We start from the raw sequence: 18,259 nt of genomic DNA on the forward strand, positions 1-18,259 counted from the left end.
GGCGCAGAAAACTGCGCAACTTCACTCGTGATTCGATGAAATCGCTCAGGCGATAACGCCGAGGATGTCCGATTCCTTCATGATCAGCAGCTCTTCGCCGTCGACCTTGACTTCGGTGCCCGACCATTTGCCGAACAGGATGCGGTCGCCGGCCTTGACGTCGAGCGGGGTGACCTTGCCGTCGTCGGCGCGGGTGCCCGAACCGACCGAGACGACTTCGCCTTCCTGCGGCTTTTCCTTGGCGGTGTCGGGGATGATGATGCCGCCGGCCGTCTTTTCTTCGGCTTCGATACGGCGGACGAGCACGCGGTCGTGCAGCGGACGAAATTGCATGGAATATCCCTCCAGAGATGCAAATGATGTCGTTCTTAGCACTCGCAGAGCGAGAGTGCTAACAGGCGGCCATATGGGTGGGAGTCCAGAGGCCGTCAAGCACGCCCCTGCAAGTTTTTTGCGTCAGGCCGGTAACAGCCCGAGACGGCCGCGCATCCGCCAGCGCAACATAAGAAGACCCGCCACCAGAACAAGCCCCACCGCGAGGCCGATCCACACCCCGACGCCGGCCCAGGGGGTCCAGAAGCCGAGGTAGATCGCGGTGCCGTAGCCGCCGATCCAGTAACCGCAGATCGCGATGATCATCGGGGTGCGCGTGTCCTGCAGCCCGCGCAGCGCGCCCGCCGCGACCGCCTGCGCGCCGTCGAACAGCTGGAAGGCAGCGGCGACGACGAGGAACTGCATCGCGAAGCCGACGAGTGCGGCATTCTTCGCGGCGTCGACGTCGACATAGATCGACAGGACGAGTGCGGGGAACAGCCAGATGGTGAGCGCGGTGAAGGCCATGAAGCCGATGCCGAGCACCATCGCCGCCGTCCCGGCGTGGGCGATGCCGCGATGGTCGCGTGCGCCATAGGCGAGCCCGACGCGGATCGTCGCCGCCTGCGCGACCCCGAACGGGATCTGGAAGGCCAGCGCCGCGACCTGCAGCGCGATGGTGTGCCCGGCAAGCTCGGCCTCGCCGATGCGCCCCATCAGGAAGGCGGCGCCGGTGAACAGTCCCGCCTCGGCCAGGATGGTCAGCGCGATCGGGGTGCCGATGCGCAGCATCTCGAAAAAGCGCGTCCATTCGGCGCGCCACCATTTGCCGAACAGATGGTAGCGTCGCAGCCGCCGGTCGGTCTGGATGATGACGACATAGGCGAGCAGCATCAGCGTGCTGGTCATCACGCTCGACAGCGCCGACCCCTCGAGGCCGAGTGCGGGCACGCCGAGGTTGCCGAACACCAGCGCCCAATTGCCGAGCGCGTTGACCCCGAGCGCGAAGAAGGTGATCGCGGTCGCGATCTTGGGCCGGCCGAGCGCCGAGACGAAGATGCGCAGCACCGCCGCCGCGATCATCGGGAACATGCCCCACAGCAGGATGAGCAGGAAATCGGCGGCGCGCGCCGAGGTTTCGGGCGGCTGGCCGGTCGCGAGCATGATCGGCCCGCCGAGCGCGCAGACGCCCATGAAGACCAGCGAGACGAGCGCGCTCAGCCACAGCGCCATGCGCACCGAGCGCCGCACCTCGCGCACCGCATGCTTGCGGCGGCCAAGCTCGGCGGCGACCAGCGGCGCGACTGCGCCGACGAGGCCGGTGCCGGTCCACAGCAGCAGTCCGAAGATCGAGACGCCGAGCGACGAAGCGGCGAGTGCGGCGTCGCCGAGCCGCGCGACGAAGATGACGTCGATGGCATGGACGAGCATCTGGAGCAGGTTCGCCGCCGCCAGCGGCCAGGCGAGCGCCAGCGTCGCGCGAAACTCGGCGCCAAGACCCTGCGGCACATCCGCGGTCAGGGGGGTGGTCTTCTGCAACACAGCCGGCCCGGATAGGCGGGGCTTGCCGGGGTTTCAATCGGGGGATTGAGTCAGGGGGCGTTTCGTGGGCGGGGGTGGCATAATGGCAACAGGAAGGGGGCGAACGCGACCGGCGTCGGTGCTGCCGGATACTTTAGCGGAAGGTGACTTCGACGCGGCGGTTCTGCGACTCGCGTACGCCGTCGGGCGTCGCCACCTTAAGCCGCGATTCGCCAAAGGCCTGCGTCGTCATGACGCCGTCGGGAATGCCGCGTCCCGCGAGATATTGGCGAACGCTTGCCGCCATGCGTTCACTCATGCCGACATTGTAGCTGGCGCTGCCCGAACTGTCGGTATGCCCGTCGATTTGCACCGGGCCGCCGCATCGCTCCCATCGTGAGGCCGCGAGGTTGAGGGTGCCGGCCGCTTCGGGTGGGAGGGAGGTCTGATCCCAGTTGAAATAGACGATATAGGGGCCGGGGTTGCAGTCGAGCCGCGACACGTCGGCAATGGCGACCTTGTTTGCGGGGGTAGCGGCGTTGTTGGTATCTTTCGCCGCCGGCGGCAAAACGCCGGTCGTATCAACGGCAGCCGCGGCTGCGGCCGCCTTTTCGGCGGCATCCATCTCGGCCGGCGGTTTCCAGGTCGTTGCCGGATCGGTACTCTTGGTCTCCGCCGACGAGGTCGTGCGGGGGTCGATCACTAAATTTACCCATGTCAGCAAGGCCAACGTCGACAAAGCGACCGCCACCAGCCCAAGAGGCGATCGCAACATCGCAGGCAGTCGATCGCTTATGGTTTTGTTTGCGGCCTCGTTGCCGGGGTCCGGCGGCAAGCCCTGCTTCACCGGCTGGCGCGTCGGCCGGACTGCCGCGGCGTCTGCGCGTGGTGCCGGCTGGGCAGGCGATGGAGTCGGCCCGGCCTGCGCCCCCTGTTCCTCCAGCGCCGCCAGTCGCTCGCGCGCCCTGATGGCGAGCGGATCGAGACCATGTGCGGCAAGCCAGTCGTGCCATAACCCGGGCTCGGCGGCCTGCTCGCACCGCACATAGTCGCCGAGCCCCGGACGCCCGGCCAACCGGCCGATGCGACTTACGATCTGGCACCACCCCTCGCCCGACTGGAAATTGCCGGCGTCGAACAGGTCGACCGTCTGGACAGAGCGGAACTCGAGCGGCGGCAGGCAGTCGTCGAGCCGCGCCGCGACCAGCCTTTCGCCCTGCTTGCCGGTGCGCGCCTCGTTGCGGATCCAGTCGCTGTTGCGTGCCAGTTCCGACCAGAGCACGAGGATCGCCTTGGCGCCTTCCACCTCGCGCTCGATTTCGCGGTCGAAGGAGGTTCCGGGCTCGATGCGGCCGTCGAACCACACCGACAGCTTAAGGTCGACGAGCGCGTTGTAGATGGCGACGCAGCGCGGGCGCTCCTCGCGCTTGTAGCTGATGAAGACGTCGGTCACGGGGTCATTGTGCCCAGAGCAGTATCATTTCGACGGCAAAGGCGACGAAGGTCAGCGTCAGCCCGACGACGAACAGCCGGTAGGCATAAGCGAGATAGCGATATTTGCGCCGCGCCAGCACGATGCCGTTCTGATAGGTATCGCGCAGCATCGTCTCGTACAGATCTTCCTCGGTGCGCAGCCGCGCCTTGACCGCGTCGATAAACTCATCCTCCTCCATCTGCGCGAAGCGGCCGAAGAAGAGGATGTTGCTGTGGTCCTTGCCGTCCTTGTAGACGATCGGCGGCGCCTTGCCGACGCGCGGCAGCACCGCCGAGATCGCGAGCAGCGCCGAGAGGAAGGAAAAGGTCGCGAGGATCGCGAGCGGGATCGCGAGTGCGCCGGCCCCGGCGCGCGCCTGCCCGATCGCGAGGGTGAAGACGACGAAGGTCGCACCCATCAGGATCGACGCCTTCTGGTCGGCCATCTGCGACAGGTTCATCGTCAATTGCTGGTTCGTGCGCACCAGATGCACCGCATTGGGCGGAAAGCTGATCGGCGGCACCGCCGGTTTTTCGCTGTCCATACAATCCCCTCCCTGCCGAAGCGGCGCCGGGCGACCCTGTCACCCGAATGACATGAAGTCCCGCGGGCGGCAAGATGCTGCCCGAATCCCGCCGCATTCGCTTGCCAATCGGGAACGAGCGCGGCATGCCCGCGCGCAACATTCTTTCTTTACGGGACGCAGCCAATGAGCAGCCTCAAGGACCAGATTCACGGCCTGATCGCGCCGTTCAACAAGAAGGGCGTCGAACTGACCGACGCGACGACCTTTGCCGGCGACCTCGAATGGGACAGCCTGACGGTGATGGATTTCGTCGCCGAGGTCGAGGACACCTTCGACATCATCATCAGCATGAATATGCAGGCCGAGATCGAGACCGTCGGCCAGCTGATCGCCGCGGTCGAAAAGCTGCAGGGCTGATCCACGAATGACCGATCTTTTCAGCAAGTTCGACCCGCTGATCCAGCAGCGCGAGGCGCTGCTCGCGACCGGGGTGACCGATCCGTTCAGCCTGGTGATGGAGCGCGTCGTCTCCCCCACCGTCGCGATCTGCAACGGGCGCGAGACGATCCTGCTCGGCACCTATAATTATATGGGCATGACCTTCGACGAGGATGTCATCGCCGCGGGCAAGGACGCGCTCGACAAGTTCGGCAGCGGCACCACCGGCAGCCGCGTGCTCAACGGCACCTATCAGGGGCACAAGGAGTGCGAGGACGCGCTCAAGGAATTTTACGCCATGGACCATGCCATGGTGTTCTCGACCGGGTACCAGGCGAACCTCGGCATCATTTCGACGATCGCGGGCAAGGGCGACTATGTCATCCTCGACATCGACAGCCATGCGTCGATCTATGACGGGTGCAAGATGGGCGACGCCGAAATCGTCGCCTTCCGCCACAATGACGTCGAAGCGCTCGAAAAGCGCCTGAAGCGCCTGCCGCCCGAGGCGGGCAAGCTCGTCGTTCTCGAGGGCGTCTATTCGATGCTCGGCGACATCGCGCCGCTGAAGGAGATGATCCGCGTCTCGAAGGAAGCCGGCGCGATGGTGCTGGTCGACGAGGCGCATTCGATGGGCTTCATCGGCGAGCACGGCCGCGGCGTCGCCGAGGCGCAGGGCGTGATCGACGACGTCGACTTCATCATCGGCACGTTTTCGAAGAGCGTCGGCACCGTTGGCGGCTTCTGCGTCTCGAACCATCCGAAGTTCGAGATCATGCGGCTCGTCTGCCGCCCGTACGTCTTCACTGCCTCGCTGCCGCCGAGCGTCGTCGCGACCGCCGCGACGAGCATCCGCAAGCTGATGCACGGGTCGAACAAGCGCGCACATCTGTGGGAAAATTCGAAGGACCTGCACAAGGGCTTGCGCGACCTGGGCTTCACGCTCGGCACCGACGAGCCGCAGTCGGCGATCATCGCGGTGATCATGCCCGACCTCGAACGCGGCGCGATGATGTGGGAAGCGCTTTTGGAAGAGGGCCTCTACGTCAATCTCGCGCGCCCGCCGGCGACCCCCGCGGGCATGACCTTGCTGCGCTGTTCTCTCTGCGCCGAGCATTCGAGCGAGCAGGTCGGCGAGATCCTCGGCCGCTTCGAGCGCGCCGGCAAGCGCGTCGGCATTATCGGCTGAAGCGAGCGTAGCCGCCGACGGACGGACTCCTTTTCGGGGCGAGTCGATTCGGCGGAGGCGGTGCGACTCGTTCGCCGCTTTCCCGCGCGGCGCGACTCCGGTACAAAGGCCAAGTGTTCGAGGCGGATTATGACAGCGAAAACGACAATCGGCGGGAGCGGCTGCGCTTCTGGCTGACGATCGGCGTCGGCGCGATCCTGACCGGGGTCGTCGCGGCGCTGGTGCTGCTGCTGATGCGCGCCAACGACAATTACGACCGCTCGCTCGGCTGGCAGGCGCACAGCCTGGAGGTGATCTCGCAGACGCGCAGCCTCGACGCCTCGCTCGCGCGCGCCGAGGCGGCGCTGGGGCGCTTCGCGGTCGGCCTGCAGAAGGAGGACGGCCGCGTCTTCCAGCAGCAATGGGGCGTCGCGCGCCAATATCTGACCTTGCTGACGCGCAACGTGCGCGACAATCCGGCGCAGGCCGAACTGGTCGCGAAGCTGACCACCGAGTTCAACCGCCGCGGCGAGCAGCTCGGCGACGCCGCGCTCAGCGCCAATTACAACCAGACCGTCGCGGCGATCTCCAAATATAATGCCGCGGGGCACGACGAAGCGCTGATCCGCATCGACCGCATCCTGAGCGATCTCATCCGCAACGAGCGCGCGATCCTGACCGAGCGCAACCGCCTCGCGGCGTCGGACCGCGACAGCCTCAACCAGGCGATATTGCTCTTCTCGCTGCTCGGCGCCGTCGCCGCGCTGATCGCGATCATCGCGACCTTCTCGCTCGTCCGCGCCGAGGGCGAGCGCCGCCTCGCGCGCCGCGAGCAGCTCGCCGAAAGCGACCGCGCGTCGCTGCTCGAAGCCGCGGTCGCCGAGCGCACCACCGAACTGGCGCGCGCCAACGTCGCGCTGCGCGGCGAGATGGCCGACCGCGCCGCCGCCGAGGCGCAATTGCGCCAGGCGCAGAAGATGGAGGCGGTCGGCCAGCTGACCGGCGGCATCGCGCACGACTTCAACAATATGCTCGCGGTCGTCGTCGGCGGGCTCGAGCTCGCGCAGCGGCTGGTGGTCGATGCGCCGGAAAAGGCGCAGCGGCATTTGAACAATGCGATGGACGGCGCCAATCGCGCCGCCGACCTGACGCGGCGGCTGCTTGCCTTCGCGCGCTCCGAACCCGCCCGGCCCGAGATGATCGTCGTCGACGAGAGCATCGCGTCCTTCGCCGAGCTGATCGAACGCACGATCGGCGACCGTATCGCGCTGACGCTCGACCTCCGCGCCGCGGGGCTTGCCGCCTGGCTCGACCGCCAGCAGTTCGAAAATGCGCTGCTCAACCTCGCGGTCAACGCGCGCGACGCGATGGAGGGCCATGGCGCGCTGACGATCCGCACGCTCCCCGACGAGCAGGCGGCGGCGGGCGCGCTGGCGGTGCAGGTGATCGACACCGGCTGCGGCATGGCGCCCGAGGTGCTCGAGCGCGTCTTCGACCCCTTCTACACCACCAAGCCCGCGGGGCAGGGCACCGGCCTCGGCATGAGCCAGGTCTTCGCCTTCTGCCGCCAGTCGGGGGGCGAGGTACAGATCAGCTCGACCGAGGGCGAGGGCACGCGCGTCGCGATGCTGCTGCCCGTCGCGCGCCCGGTCGAAGCGGCGGAGCCCGAACCCGTCGTCCCCGTCGCCGAGCCCGAGGCGGCGAGCGAAGCGCTGCATATCCTGGTCGTCGAAGACGATCTGCGCGTGCTCGCGGCGACGGTCGATGCGGTCGAGGAACTCGGCCACCGCACCATCGCGTGCAGCGACCCGCGCGCCGCGGCGGCGCTGGTCGAGACGCAGGAATTCGACCTCATCCTCTCCGACGTGCTGATGCCCGAGCTGACCGGGCCCGAGATGGTCGCGGGGCTGAAGGCGCGCTGGCCCGACATCGCGGTGCTGTTCGTGACCGGCTTTGCGGGAGACGCGAGCGAAATCGCGAGCTTCGGCGACCATGACGTGCTGCGGAAGCCCTTCACGCTGACGCAGCTCGAGCAGGCGATACGGCGCAGCACCGAGCCGCGGACGGCGGAGAAGATCGCGGCGTTCGGCTAGCGCAGCATTCGCCGGATCAGCCGCGGTACACGGAGGGAGGCAAGAAGCAGGTTCATCCCGTAGAGCCACCCCAATGCCAATCCGGCGAGCTTGACCCCCTGCTCCAAGCTACCCGACGACCCCGCGGAAAAGAACAATCCGGCAGCGCCGAGGCAGAATATGAATGTGTGCAGGCTGCGCAGATCATATCGCAGCACGCGCCGCCCGTTCTGCCGGTCGAGCCAAAAATCGCCGCGATCGTAAATTACCATCGCGCGCCAATTGGATCCGTATAAATTTCTCCAGAGAGGCGCGTCGAAGCCGATCTGTCGGCCATCGTCCGGCGTGACGGGCTTCTCCTGCCCGACCAGCATTGCGTGCAGGCGATCAAAAACCTCTTCGTCAGGCATCGCCATGTCCAGGACCACCGTGCCGCGCAAATGCCAAAGGAAATCGAGCATGGGGTGCTACTTGATGGCCCCGCTCCGCATCAGCCGCGGCACGAGCGTCAGCGCCGCGACCAGCGGCCATTTCCGCTGCCAGGGCTTGATCTCGATCTTCGTGCCCGCGTGGCGGTTGATCTTCCACGCCAGATAATCGATCCCCCCGGCATAGGTCAGGCTGGCCTTGGCGAGGCGGACGATGCTGAGCGCCTTGCCCTCCAGCCGCCGGCGCGGCCAGCCGCCGCTGCGTGCATGGGCGGCGATGGCGGCGATCGCGGGCGCGCCGAAGCGAAGATAGCGGTCGGGATCGGCGTCGACCACCGACTGCGCGCGGCTGCTGCGCTCGGCGCGGAGCTCGGCCGAATAGGTCAGCGAAAAGGCGCGGCGCCACCAGTCGAGGACGTCCTCGCCCTCGATGCGGCCCGCCGCCGCGAGCAAGGTCGGCGCGGCGCGCGCGACCGCGGCGACGGCGCGGCCGGCGGCGGTGTCGTCGACCGCCCACACCAGCCGCGAGGGCTGGGCGAAGCGTGCCCAGACCGACACGTTGCGCGTCTCGGGGCCGTTCAGCCGGTCGAAATCGGCTTCGCTCAGCACCGCATATTTGGCGATCAGCCCCTCGTGCTGGAAGGGGAAGACATTGGGCGGGATCAGCCGGTTCGCCGCCGCCATCCAGCGCCGGTCATAGGCGTCGCCATAGTCCGAGACGATCAGGTAGAAATCGAGCATCAGCCCGTCGAGTTCGCTTTCGCGAAGGCAGCTGCCGTAGAAGAGCACCGCGCGCGCCGAGCCGGGAAATTGCCCGGCAATCGCCGCCGCCATCGCCTTGACGCGCGGATCGACGGGGCTGGAAAGTTCGGCGCGGACCAGATCGGTCAGGCTGTCGGACATGGTGGTGCCTTCAGGCGGCAAGGCGCAGGAAGGGCACCGGCTGGGTCGAGGTCAGCACGATCGGCTTGCCCCCGATCGACTCGAAAATCTCGCCGTCGAGGATGACGTTCGAGCGCCTGCCCTCGATGCGGATTTCGTCGCCCTGCTCGAAATGCACGCCATCGAGTGGGCGCTGGCCGAGCGTACCGCGCCACGCGCCGCCGAGCATGCGGAACAGCGCGCCGACGCTGGTGTCGGTCGCGAGCAATTTCATATGGCCGTTGGTGCCGTGCGTCTCGCTGGTGCGGATGCTGAGCAGCAATTTCTCGAGCGTGGTGACGATCAGGAGCGAGAATTTGCCCTTGAACTCGCCCTGGCGGATCAGCGACACGGTCATCGCCTCGGGTTTGGGCGGCAGGCGCCCGCCGCCGAGGCCGAGGACCATCGCAAACAGCCCGAGCATCGCCGCGAGGAAATGCGACACGCCATTGGGCAGGCCGAGCGGATAGATGCGGTTGCGGCAATAGAGCATCACGTCGGCGAGATAGGCGCCGCCGAGGAACATGCCGAGCACCGGGCGCGTCTCGCCGCCGCTGTCGAGCGAGATCAGCTGGCGCTCGATCACATGATCCTCGATCCGGCCGCTCTCGACCAGTTCGATCACGCGCTCGAGCGCCTTCAAGGGATCGCCCTCGGCGCCGAGATCGAGCGCGATCAAATTGGTCTTGCCATTCGGCAGCACCGCAACCGGCGGCGGGGTGCCGTCGAAATGGCCGCCCGAATAGAGCTCGGTCAGCGCCGCCTGGACGGTGCCGTCGCCGCCGTTGATCACGACGATGCGCGGGGACACCATCGCGATGGTGCGGATCGCCTCGCCGATCTGGGCGACGTCCTCGACCTCGTAATGAAAGATATCGGGATGCGCCGCGCAATATTCCCGGACGCGCGGCAACAGGGCACGGTTGCCCGTCGAGCGCGGATTGGAAAGGAGCGCAACGCTGGCCATATATCCTTACATATATTTCATGGTGATCGAGATCGTCTTCGGCGCGTTGCCGACCGCGAAGGCCGTCTTCTTGTAGCTCGGCTTGCCGAGGTTGAAGATGTTGATGCTCGGGTTGTTCGACATCCCGCCGCCGTCCGACGACAGGTCGGTCTTGCCGTTGCCGTTGACGTCGTGACGCACCGCGATGCCGTAGCTGCCGGCTTCGGGCAGCGGCACGCATACGGTCATCGAACCGGCGCGCGCGGGCACCTCGATGCGATTGATCCAGCGACCCTTGGCCAGCCATTCCGCCGATGTGGCGCGATAGGCTTGGACACGCACCTTGCCCGACCCGGCCTTGAGGCCGCTGATCTGGACCAGCGTGGACGGACCGCTCCGGCATTTCGACAGATCGTTCGACAGAACCTGTCCTTCCGCCTGGGTCGGCACCGAGGCCGCCAGCAGAATGATGCAGAGTGACGTCGACACAAATTTCGACATGACGCATTAGCTCCCAGTGGCTATAGCCATGCCAGCCAGGCCGGCATGGGTCCCTGTCGCCCTTGCATCGGCATATCGGAATCATTTGCGGCCAAATCATGGTAATAGGGCGACGAAAGCTTGAATAGATTGCCCGCCATCGACCGCTACATATCGCGGCTCATCTTCTTCCCCATGCTCGGCACGCTGGTTTTGTCGGCGATGCTGCTCGTGCTCGAGAAGATGCTGCGATTGTTCGATTTTGTCGCGAACGAGGGCGGGCCGGTCAGCGTCGTGTGGCGCATGCTCGCGAACCTGATCCCCGAATATCTCTCGCTCGGCATCCCGATAGGCCTGATGCTGGGCATTTTGCTGGCTTTCCGCCGCCTCGCGACGTCGAGCGAACTCGACGTCTTGAAGGGCGTCGGCATGAGCTTCGGGCGGCTGATGCGCGTGCCCTATGCCTATGCGCTCGCGCTCGCGGCGCTCAACCTCGCGATCGTCGGTTTCATCCAGCCCTATGCGCGCTACGCCTATGAAGGGTTGCAGTTCGAGCTGCGCTCGGGCGCGCTCGGCGCATCGATCAAGGTCGGCGAGTTCACCAATCTCGGCGAGCGGATGACGCTGCGCATCGAGGAGAGTTCGAACGAAGGGCGCACGCTGCGCGGAATCTTCGTGCGCGGCGAGCAGAAGGACGGGCAGAGCGTGTCGGCGACCGCGGCGGGCGGCCAGTTCCTCGCCACCGACGACCCCGACACGATCATCCTGCGGCTGACCAAGGGCGTGCTGATCCACGAATCGCCCAAATTCGCGGTGCCGCGCGTCCTGACCTTCGACAATCACGACCTGCCGATCCCGCTGCCGAAGATCGACGCCTTCCGTACCCGCGGCGGTGCCGACCGCGAAAAGACGATTCCCGAGCTGTTCGTCGCGGGCAAGGACCGCAGCGAACCGCTGAAGACCCGCCTCGAATCGCGCGCGAATTTCCACTTCCGGATCGTCGAAGTCGCGTCGATGTTCCTGATCCCGCTGATCGCGATCGCGCTTGCCATCCCGCCCAAAAGATCGACCTCTTCGCTCGGCATCTTCCTGTCGATTGTGCTGCTGGTGACGCAGCACAAGATCAACGAATATGCCGAGGATATGGGCGCGCGCGGCACCGTCGATCCGCTGATCGCGCTGTGGGTGCCCTTCCTGCTGTTCGCCGCGCTCGCGGTGTGGATGTATTACCAGACCGCGCATGTGCCCGGCGGCCAGCCGATCGGCGCGCTCGAGCGCGTCGCGGCCAAGGCCGGGCAGAAGATCCGCGGGCTCGCGAAGATGTTCCAGCGCAAGCCGGCGGCGGCGCTGCAGGCGGCCGAATGATGCACGCGCTCGCTTTTTTCCCCTCGCGCACGATGGCCCTCTACGTCGGGCGGCTGTTCCTGGTGCGCACCTTCGCGATCCTGTTCGCGCTGGTGCTGATCCTACAGACGCTCGACCTACTCGGCGAGAGCGGCAAGATCCTTGCGGTCGCGGGCAATGGCGACAGCGAGGTCTGGCGTTATGTGGGCCTCCGCATCCCGCAGATCATCGAGACCTTCCTTCCCTTTTCGGTGCTGCTCGGTACGATCCTGACGCTCGCGACCTTGAACCAGAACAGCGAGGTCATCGCGATGAAGGGCGCGGGCATGTCGGCGCACCAGGTGCTGGCTCCGCTGTTCCTCGCGGCCTTCCTGGTAGCGGGGATCAGCTTCGCCTTCAACGAACGCATCGTCGCGCGCGCCACCGCCTCGCTCGCGGCGTGGCAGAAGGTGCAATATGCGCAGGTGCCGCCCGATAATGGCGTGCGCAGCAACATCTGGGTGCGCGCGGGCGACGACCTGATCAACGCGGCGACGGTCGAGACCGGCGGGCCGGTGGTGCGGCTGACCGGGGTCAAGATCTACGAGCGCCGCGGCGGGGTGCTGTCGTCGATCCTGTCGGCCGACAGCGCGCGCGCGGTCGACGGCGGCTGGGAACTCACCAACGCGCGGCGCTTCATCCGCCGCTCGGGCAGCATCCAGCCGCTCGGCACGATCGTCGCCGCGAAGGGGGTACGCCCCGACCAGTTCACCTTGGCGCAGGTCAAGGGCGACCAGCTGCCCTTCCTCCAATTGAAGAGCGCGATCGACGACCTCGAAGCTGCGGGCCGCCCGGTGAGCGCGCTGAAGGGCGTGCTCTGGCACAAGATTTCGGGGCCGCTGTCGGCGATATTGATGCCATTGCTCGGTGCGGTGGCCGCGTTCGGGCTGGCGCGTTCGGGCAAGCTCTTCGTGCGCGCGATCCTCGGCATGGCGCTGGGCTTCGCCTATTTCGTCGCCGACAATTTTGCGCTCGCGATGGGCGATCTCGGCGCCTACTCGCCCTTCCTCGCGGCGTGGGGGCCGTTCATCCTCTTCGCGCTGATCGGCGAGATGATCCTCATACGCACCGAGGAATAGGCGCGCGTTAACCTCCGCCGCCGCGCGCGTCTGCTTTCGGGACGCGCCGCAAATTAACCAGCCTTGCAAACGACTGGCGCGCCGCACCGGCGTATAAGCGCGCCATGGTCCGTATCCGCCCCAGCCTCGTCGCCGCGCTGCTCATCGCCGCCGCGGTCATTGCCGCCCCCGCGCCCGCGCAGACCGGCGGCGCGCCCTACAGCATCGACGGCCGCGGCTTCTCGCGCCTGCAGGATGCGGTCGATGCGATCGGCGAGGAGCAGGGGACGATCACCATCGCGCCGGGCTATCACCGCGACTGCGCGGTGCAGACGGCGGGGCGCATCGCCTTCGTCGCGGCGGCGCCGGGGCAGGCGATCTTCGACGGCGTGACCTGCGAGGGCAAGGCGGCGCTGGTGCTGCGCGGCGCGGGCGCCAAGGTCGACGGTATCGTGTTCCAGAATATGCGCGTGCCCGACGGCAATGGCGCGGGCATCCGGCTCGAAACCAGCGACCTCGAGGTCGTGAACGCGATGTTCCGGAACAGCGAGGAGGGCATCCTCACCGCCGACGATCCCGAGGCGACGCTGACCATCGACCGCTCGACCTTCTCGCGCCTCGGCCGCTGCGACCGCGGCCTCAGCTGCGCGCACAGCGTCTACACCGGAATCTACGGCCGCGTGATCGTCACCCGCACGCGCTTCGAAAAGGGCAGCGGCGGCCATTATTTCAAATCGCGCGGGATCGTGGTCGATGTGCGCGACAACAGCTTCGACGACACGCAGGGCACGGGCACCAACTATATGATCGACCTGCCCTCGGGCTCGGTCGGGCAGATCGCGGGCAATATGTTCGTGCAGGGGCGCGACAAGGAAAATTATTCGGCGCTGATCGCGGTGGCCGCCGAGGAGCGCAAGAATCCGTCGCGCGGGCTGGTGATCCAGGGCAATCGCGCGAGCCTGCCCGCGGGGCTCGACCGCAAGTCGGTGTTCGTCGCCGACTGGAGCGGCGAAGCGCTGGCGATCGGCGCCAACGAACTGGGCGCGGGATTGCAGCGCTTCGAGAAGCGCTGAGGCCTCAGGCCTCGCCGCGGGTTTCGATCAGCGACGCCGCGAGCGCCTCGGCGGGCGATTTGCCGCCCCACAGCACGAACTGGAACACGGGGTAGAAGCGCTCGCATTCGTCGATCGCGCTCTCGATCAGCGTCTCGGTGAGGTCGAGCGGCAGCGCCGCGTCGCTGCCCAGCAGCATGCCGTGACGGAACAGGATCGTGCCGCTGTTCGACCACAGCTCGAAATGGCCGAGCCAGAGCTGCTCGTTGATCAGCGCCAGCGCCTCGTGCGCGACGGCGCGCTTGTCCTCGACGACGCGGATGTCGGGAAAGGCGAGCAGCTGGATGACGCCATCGTCGGCGCGCCACACCGCGCGCAGCTCATAGGTCGTCCAGCTGCCCTGCGCGGTCGCGACGATCTCGTCCTCGCCGACCATCTCGTGCGGCCAGTCGTGCGCGGCGAAATAGGATGCCAGCATTTCCATCGGCGCGGCGTCCTGGCCGTCTTCGTCGTCGTAGATATCGTCGCTCATGCGCGCGCCTTTAGCGGCTATTTCGCAAAGTTGCGAGTCGGCCATGGAACGTCGCCCCCGCGAAGGCCGGGGGCGCCATCGGCAGAGCGCGAGGTTGCCAGCGGCCCCCGCCTTCGCGGGGGCGACGACATGGTATCAAGCCTTGGGCTTGCGCAGCGACGCGGGTTTCGCGGCGGGCTTGCCTGCGGGGGTCTTGACCGCCGCGGCCTTCGGCGCCGTGGCACCTTCGAGCTTGTCGAGCCGCGCCTTGAGCGCTTCGGCCTCGGCGCGCGCGGTGGCGGCCATTTGTTTGACGGCCTCGAATTCCTCGCGGCTGACGAAATCCATGCGGCCGACGAATTCCTTCGCGCGCTCGCGCATCGCAGCCTCGGCCTCGCGGCCGGCGCCGGCGACGGTGCCCGCTACGCCGTTGATCATCTTGGCCAGATCGTCGAAAAAGCGGTTTTCGCTCTGCATGTTCGTCACTTCCTTTGTGGGGCGAGCCCCGAAACCCTTGCCGTCACCCTATCTGGGTGCTCGCGGCGGCGGGGGCAAGGGTTTCGGCGTCGGGATTGCGCTGGTCGATCTGGAAATTGAGAATCGCGGCGAAGCTGAGCCAGATCATATAGGGCACGAGCAGCCAGGCCGCGGCCTTGCGGATCGGCGCGAAGGCGAAGGCGGTGGCGATCGTCATCAGCAGGATGAAGACGATCAGGTAGAAGGCGGTCGTGACCTCGTGCGCGCCGAAGAAGAGCGGCGACCAGGCGAAATTGGCGGCGAGCTGGATGAAGAAGAGCACGAGCGCCATGCCGCGCCCCTTCGCGCCGCGCGCATGCAGCACCATCGCGAGCGACAGGCCGAGCAGGACGTAGAGGATCGGCCATACCGTGCCGAAGACCCAGCCGGGCGGGGTGATCGCGGGCAGATCGAGCGAGGCGAACCAGCGATTGCCGTAGCCGCTGTTCGAGAGCAGGCCCGAGAGGCTGCCGAGCAGCACGATCGCGGGGACGGTCACGAGCGCCCAGCGGAGATAGGACATGCGTAGCTGGCCCGGCGTAGCGATTTCGGTCATGTCCGCAATATTCCCCACCTGCGAATCCGTTGCATTCGTGTCGCGATTGTGCGGCGCAGCGTCAAGCGGCTGCTTTGGTCGCCGCGATCAGGAATTCGACATTGCCCTCGGGCCCGGTGATCGGGCTTTCGACGAGGTCGAAGGCCGCCCAGCCTTCGCCTTCGAGCCAGGCGCGGACTTCGGCGCAGACGCGGGCGTGCACCGCGGGATCGCGGACGACGCCCTTCTTGCCGACCTCGCCGCGTTCGGCCTCGAACTGCGGCTTGATCAGCGCGACCATCCGCGCGCCGGGCTTCGCGAAGGACATCGGGACCGGGAGCACTTTGGACAGCGTGATGAAGCTTGCGTCGCAGACGATCAGGTCGACCGGTTCGGGGATATGCGCGGGCGTCAGGATGCGCGCACTCGTCTGTTCGTGGACGATCACGCGGTCGTCCTGGCGCAGCTTCCACGCGAGCTGATTGGTCCCCGAATCGACGGCATAGACGCGCGCCGCGCCGCGGCTGAGCAGCACGTCGGTGAAGCCGCCGGTCGAGGATCCGACGTCGATCGCGACCGCGCCCGCCACGTCCCAGCCGAGGTGCGTCAGCGCATGGTCGAGCTTGATCCCGCCGCGCGAGACCCACGGATGATCGCGGCCCTTGACGCTGATCTCGGCGTCCTCGGGAAGCTGCTGCCCCGCCTTGTCGATCTTGCGGTCGCCGGCGAAGGCGAGCCCCGCGAGGATCAGCGCCTGCGCGCGCGTGCGGCTCTCGGCGAGGCCCCGGTCGACGAGGAGCTGGTCGGCGCGGAGCTTCGCCATCAGCGCGCGGCCAGATCGGTGAGCATGCCGGGGGTCAGGATCTGCGGCAGGATTTCGGGCTTGGCGGCGCCCGGGGCGTACCAGAGGTAGAGCGGTACGCTGTTGCGGCCATGCTCGGCGAGCGTGCGGGTGATGACCGGGTCGCCGCCCGTCCAGTCGCCGACGAGGGTGACGACGCCCTTTTTCTCGAAGGCCTGTTGTACGGCGTCGCGGTTGATCGCGCCCGCCTCGTTGGCCTTACACGACAGGCACCAGTCGGCGGTGAAATAGACGAAGACGGGTTTGCCGGTGGCGCGGGCGTTGGCGAGGGCTTCGGGGGAGAAAGCGTCGCCGCGGGCTTCGGCTATCGTCGCCGTCGGCGCGGAAGCGAGGTGATAGGCGAGGCCGCCGATGAAGATCAGCGGGAAGAGCAGCAGCAGCTTGCCGGCATGGCCGCGGTCGGGGCCTTTCATCCAATGGGCATAGCCGAGGACGAACAGGATGCTGATCATAATCAACGTGCCGAGGCTGTCCCAGCCGATGCCGCTTTGGCGAACGAGCAGCCATAGGAGCGCCAGTGCGGTCAGCCCCATCGGAAGCGCCATCCATTTGCGAAAGGTCGCCATCCACGGCCCGGGCCTGGGCAGGCGGTTGCGGAGCGCGGGGATGAAACCGACGGCGAGGAAGGGCAGGGCGAGGCCGAGACCCAGCCCGCCGAAGATCGGCAGCGCGGCCCATGCGGGGAGCACCAAGGTCGCGCCGAGCGCGGCGCCGAGCAGCGGCCCGCTGCACGGCGTCGCGACGAAGGCTGCGAGCGCGCCGGTCCAGAAACCGCCCGCTGCGCCGCCTTGGCCCGCGAGCTTCTGACCGCCGCCGAAGGACGGCAGCTCGTAAGTGCCGAGCAGGTTTAGGGTGATCGCGGTCGCGAGCAGCAGCAGGATGAGGACGCTCAGCGGATGCTGCAGCTGGAAGGCCCAGCCGACCTGCTCGCCCGCAGCGCGCAGCGCCAGCAGCGCTCCGCCGAGCGCGAGGCTGACCAGCACCGCGCCCGCGGTATAGGCCAGCGCTTCGACTTTCGCTTCGCGGGCGTTTCCGCCCGAGCGCGCGAGGCTGAGCGCCTTGAGGCTCAGGATCGGGAAGACGCAGGGCATCAGGTTGAGGATCAGCCCGCCGAGGATCGCGCCGCCGAGCGCGGTCCAGAAGAGCGCGAGGTCGATACCCTTCGCGGGCGCGGTCAGCGGTTCGCCCGCGGCGCGCACCGCGCCGGGCTCGAACTTGACCGCCAGCCCGCGGCCGTCGGCCAGTTTGAGCAAAGCTGCGGCCGGTCCCACGGCCTCGCCGTTCGCGCGCGTCTCGACGACGACCCAGTCGCCGTTGCGGCTGATCGCCTGCGGCGCGGCATAGTCGATCAGCTCGGGGGTTTCGACGAACAGGTGCGGCGCCTCGATTGCGACGCCGCGGGGGAGCGGGATTTCGAAGCGGATCGTCTCGCCGCGCCGCTGCCACGCGCCCGCGCGGTCGAGCGGCTGCGGCAGGCGCGCGCGCCAGCCGTCGAATTTCGAGCGCGTTGAGGAAGTGACCTTTCCGTCGCCTGCGACCAGCTTGACCGAGATCACCGCCTTTTCGGGGACGCAGATCTTGTCGGTGCAGGCGAGCCACTTAGCTACTCCCGACAAGGTGAGGTCGGTCCCCGGCGCGACATTCTTGTCGACGCGGACATCGGCGAGCAGCGCATAGGGATGCTCATAGACATGGTTCATCATGCCGAAGAGCGTCAGCGCCTCGGGCACCGGATAGCGGAAGGGCGCGACGGTGACGCCCTCGGGCGCGTTCCATTCGACCGTCATGCCGAAACCGGCGTCGCCGCCGTTGATCCAATAGCCGTGCCAGCCCTTGGCGGGCGTCATGGCGAGCGCGAGCGTCGTGGTTTCGCCGGGCGCGGGGGCCGATGATTCGGCGACCAGCTGCGGCGCGATGTTCACCGGCTGCGCGCGCGCGGGGGCGAGCGACAGTGCCGCCAGCGCCAGCAAAGTCAGCAGTCCGCGCCAAATGCCTGTCACAAAAGCGTCCCTACCGCGATCCATGCCCGAGCCATGTCCATCCATCGTTCAAGGCT

19 protein-coding genes are annotated in these 18,259 nt (G+C 67.2%); 6 read left to right on the top strand and 13 right to left on the bottom strand.

All coding sequences use genetic code 11. The features are described from left to right. Positions 1 to 45 precede the first annotated feature (45 nt). The 4 genes from groES to ATE62_RS16165 all read right to left on the bottom strand — a co-directional run bounded on the left by groES (position 46) and on the right by ATE62_RS16165 (position 3,851). Positions 46 to 333, bottom strand: coding sequence for a co-chaperone GroES (gene groES, locus ATE62_RS16150; RefSeq protein ID WP_037554105.1), 288 nt, complete (start codon positions 331 to 333; stop codon positions 46 to 48). A 123-nt stretch (positions 334 to 456) separates the two neighbouring features. After that, positions 457 to 1,854, bottom strand: a complete 1,398-nt coding sequence (locus ATE62_RS16155) for an MATE family efflux transporter (protein ID WP_156420638.1) — start codon at positions 1,852 to 1,854, stop codon at positions 457 to 459. A gap of 133 nt (positions 1,855 to 1,987) precedes the next feature. Then, positions 1,988 to 3,286 (bottom strand): TIR domain-containing protein, encoded by a 1,299-nt coding sequence (locus ATE62_RS16160; protein WP_058809726.1) that lies wholly within the window; start codon positions 3,284 to 3,286, stop codon positions 1,988 to 1,990. Positions 3,287 to 3,290: 4 nt separating this feature from the next. Further along, complete coding sequence (locus tag ATE62_RS16165; protein WP_058809725.1) at positions 3,291 to 3,851, bottom strand: Pycsar system effector family protein; 561 nt, start codon at positions 3,849 to 3,851, stop codon at positions 3,291 to 3,293. 165 nt (positions 3,852 to 4,016) lie between these two features. Here ATE62_RS16165 and ATE62_RS16170 point away from each other — a divergent pair, with 165 nt between their 5' ends. The 3 genes from ATE62_RS16170 (at position 4,017) to ATE62_RS16180 (ending at position 7,532) form a co-directional block, all read left to right on the top strand. After that, the gene (locus ATE62_RS16170; protein ID WP_058809724.1) at positions 4,017 to 4,250 is read left to right on the top strand and encodes an acyl carrier protein; all 234 of its coding nucleotides are present in this window, start codon (positions 4,017 to 4,019) and stop codon (positions 4,248 to 4,250) included. 7 nt (positions 4,251 to 4,257) lie between these two features. Further along, positions 4,258 to 5,460, top strand: coding sequence for a serine palmitoyltransferase (gene spt, locus ATE62_RS16175; RefSeq protein WP_058809723.1), 1,203 nt, complete (start codon positions 4,258 to 4,260; stop codon positions 5,458 to 5,460). A 113-nt stretch (positions 5,461 to 5,573) separates the two neighbouring features. Continuing rightward, on the top strand, positions 5,574 to 7,532 hold the full coding sequence (locus ATE62_RS16180; protein ID WP_058809722.1) for an ATP-binding protein: 1,959 nt from the start codon (positions 5,574 to 5,576) through the stop codon (positions 7,530 to 7,532). On the opposite strand, the gene ATE62_RS16185 is transcribed toward ATE62_RS16180, so the two are convergent. From ATE62_RS16185 to ATE62_RS16200, 4 genes are read right to left on the bottom strand one after another with little or no spacing between them, the layout of a single operon-like run. Next, positions 7,529 to 7,972: a hypothetical protein gene (locus tag ATE62_RS16185; protein WP_058809721.1), complete on the bottom strand. Its 444-nt coding sequence runs from the start codon at positions 7,970 to 7,972 to the stop codon at positions 7,529 to 7,531. The genes ATE62_RS16180 and ATE62_RS16185 overlap by 4 nt on opposite strands. Positions 7,973 to 7,978: 6 nt before the next feature. Further along, a complete protein-coding gene (locus ATE62_RS16190) occupies positions 7,979 to 8,842 on the bottom strand; it encodes a hypothetical protein (RefSeq protein ID WP_058809720.1) in 864 nt (287 codons plus the stop codon). 10 nt (positions 8,843 to 8,852) lie between these two features. Next, a complete protein-coding gene (locus ATE62_RS16195) occupies positions 8,853 to 9,827 on the bottom strand; it encodes a diacylglycerol/lipid kinase family protein (RefSeq protein ID WP_058809719.1) in 975 nt (324 codons plus the stop codon). 6 nt (positions 9,828 to 9,833) lie between these two features. Further along, positions 9,834 to 10,307, bottom strand: coding sequence for a DUF2141 domain-containing protein (locus tag ATE62_RS16200; RefSeq protein WP_058809718.1), 474 nt, complete (start codon positions 10,305 to 10,307; stop codon positions 9,834 to 9,836). A 174-nt stretch (positions 10,308 to 10,481) separates the two neighbouring features. On the opposite strand from ATE62_RS16200, the gene lptF reads away from it, so the two are divergent. The 3 genes from lptF to ATE62_RS16215 all read left to right on the top strand — a co-directional run bounded on the left by lptF (position 10,482) and on the right by ATE62_RS16215 (position 13,800). After that, on the top strand, positions 10,482 to 11,651 hold the full coding sequence (gene lptF / locus ATE62_RS16205; protein WP_058809728.1) for an LPS export ABC transporter permease LptF: 1,170 nt from the start codon (positions 10,482 to 10,484) through the stop codon (positions 11,649 to 11,651). After that, entirely contained in the window at positions 11,651 to 12,748 is a 1,098-nt protein-coding gene (gene lptG, locus ATE62_RS16210) for an LPS export ABC transporter permease LptG (protein ID WP_058809717.1), read from the top strand. The genes lptF and lptG overlap by 1 nt, the downstream gene beginning before the upstream one ends. A gap of 104 nt (positions 12,749 to 12,852) precedes the next feature. After that, on the top strand, positions 12,853 to 13,800 hold the full coding sequence (locus ATE62_RS16215; protein WP_058809716.1) for a hypothetical protein: 948 nt from the start codon (positions 12,853 to 12,855) through the stop codon (positions 13,798 to 13,800). 4 nt (positions 13,801 to 13,804) lie between these two features. On the opposite strand, the gene ATE62_RS16220 is transcribed toward ATE62_RS16215, so the two are convergent. From ATE62_RS16220 to ATE62_RS16240, 5 genes are all read right to left on the bottom strand, one after another. Next, a complete protein-coding gene (locus tag ATE62_RS16220; protein WP_058809715.1) occupies positions 13,805 to 14,311 on the bottom strand; it encodes a YbjN domain-containing protein in 507 nt (168 codons plus the stop codon). Between the two features lie 135 nt (positions 14,312 to 14,446). Then, positions 14,447 to 14,767, bottom strand: a complete 321-nt coding sequence (locus ATE62_RS16225) for an accessory factor UbiK family protein (RefSeq protein WP_058809714.1) — start codon at positions 14,765 to 14,767, stop codon at positions 14,447 to 14,449. Between the two features lie 43 nt (positions 14,768 to 14,810). Beyond that, positions 14,811 to 15,362, bottom strand: a complete 552-nt coding sequence (locus ATE62_RS16230; protein ID WP_058809713.1) for a TspO/MBR family protein — start codon at positions 15,360 to 15,362, stop codon at positions 14,811 to 14,813. Positions 15,363 to 15,423: 61 nt separating this feature from the next. After that, on the bottom strand, positions 15,424 to 16,164 hold the full coding sequence (locus ATE62_RS16235) for a TlyA family RNA methyltransferase (RefSeq protein WP_058809712.1): 741 nt from the start codon (positions 16,162 to 16,164) through the stop codon (positions 15,424 to 15,426). Then, positions 16,164 to 18,227, bottom strand: coding sequence for a protein-disulfide reductase DsbD family protein (locus ATE62_RS16240; protein ID WP_058809711.1), 2,064 nt, complete (start codon positions 18,225 to 18,227; stop codon positions 16,164 to 16,166). Before ATE62_RS16240 ends, ATE62_RS16235 begins: the two co-directional genes overlap by 1 nt. Positions 18,228 to 18,259 lie beyond the last annotated feature (32 nt).

It is taken from the genome of Sphingopyxis sp. HIX (assembly GCF_001468285.1).
Classification (GTDB): domain Bacteria; phylum Pseudomonadota; class Alphaproteobacteria; order Sphingomonadales; family Sphingomonadaceae; genus Sphingopyxis.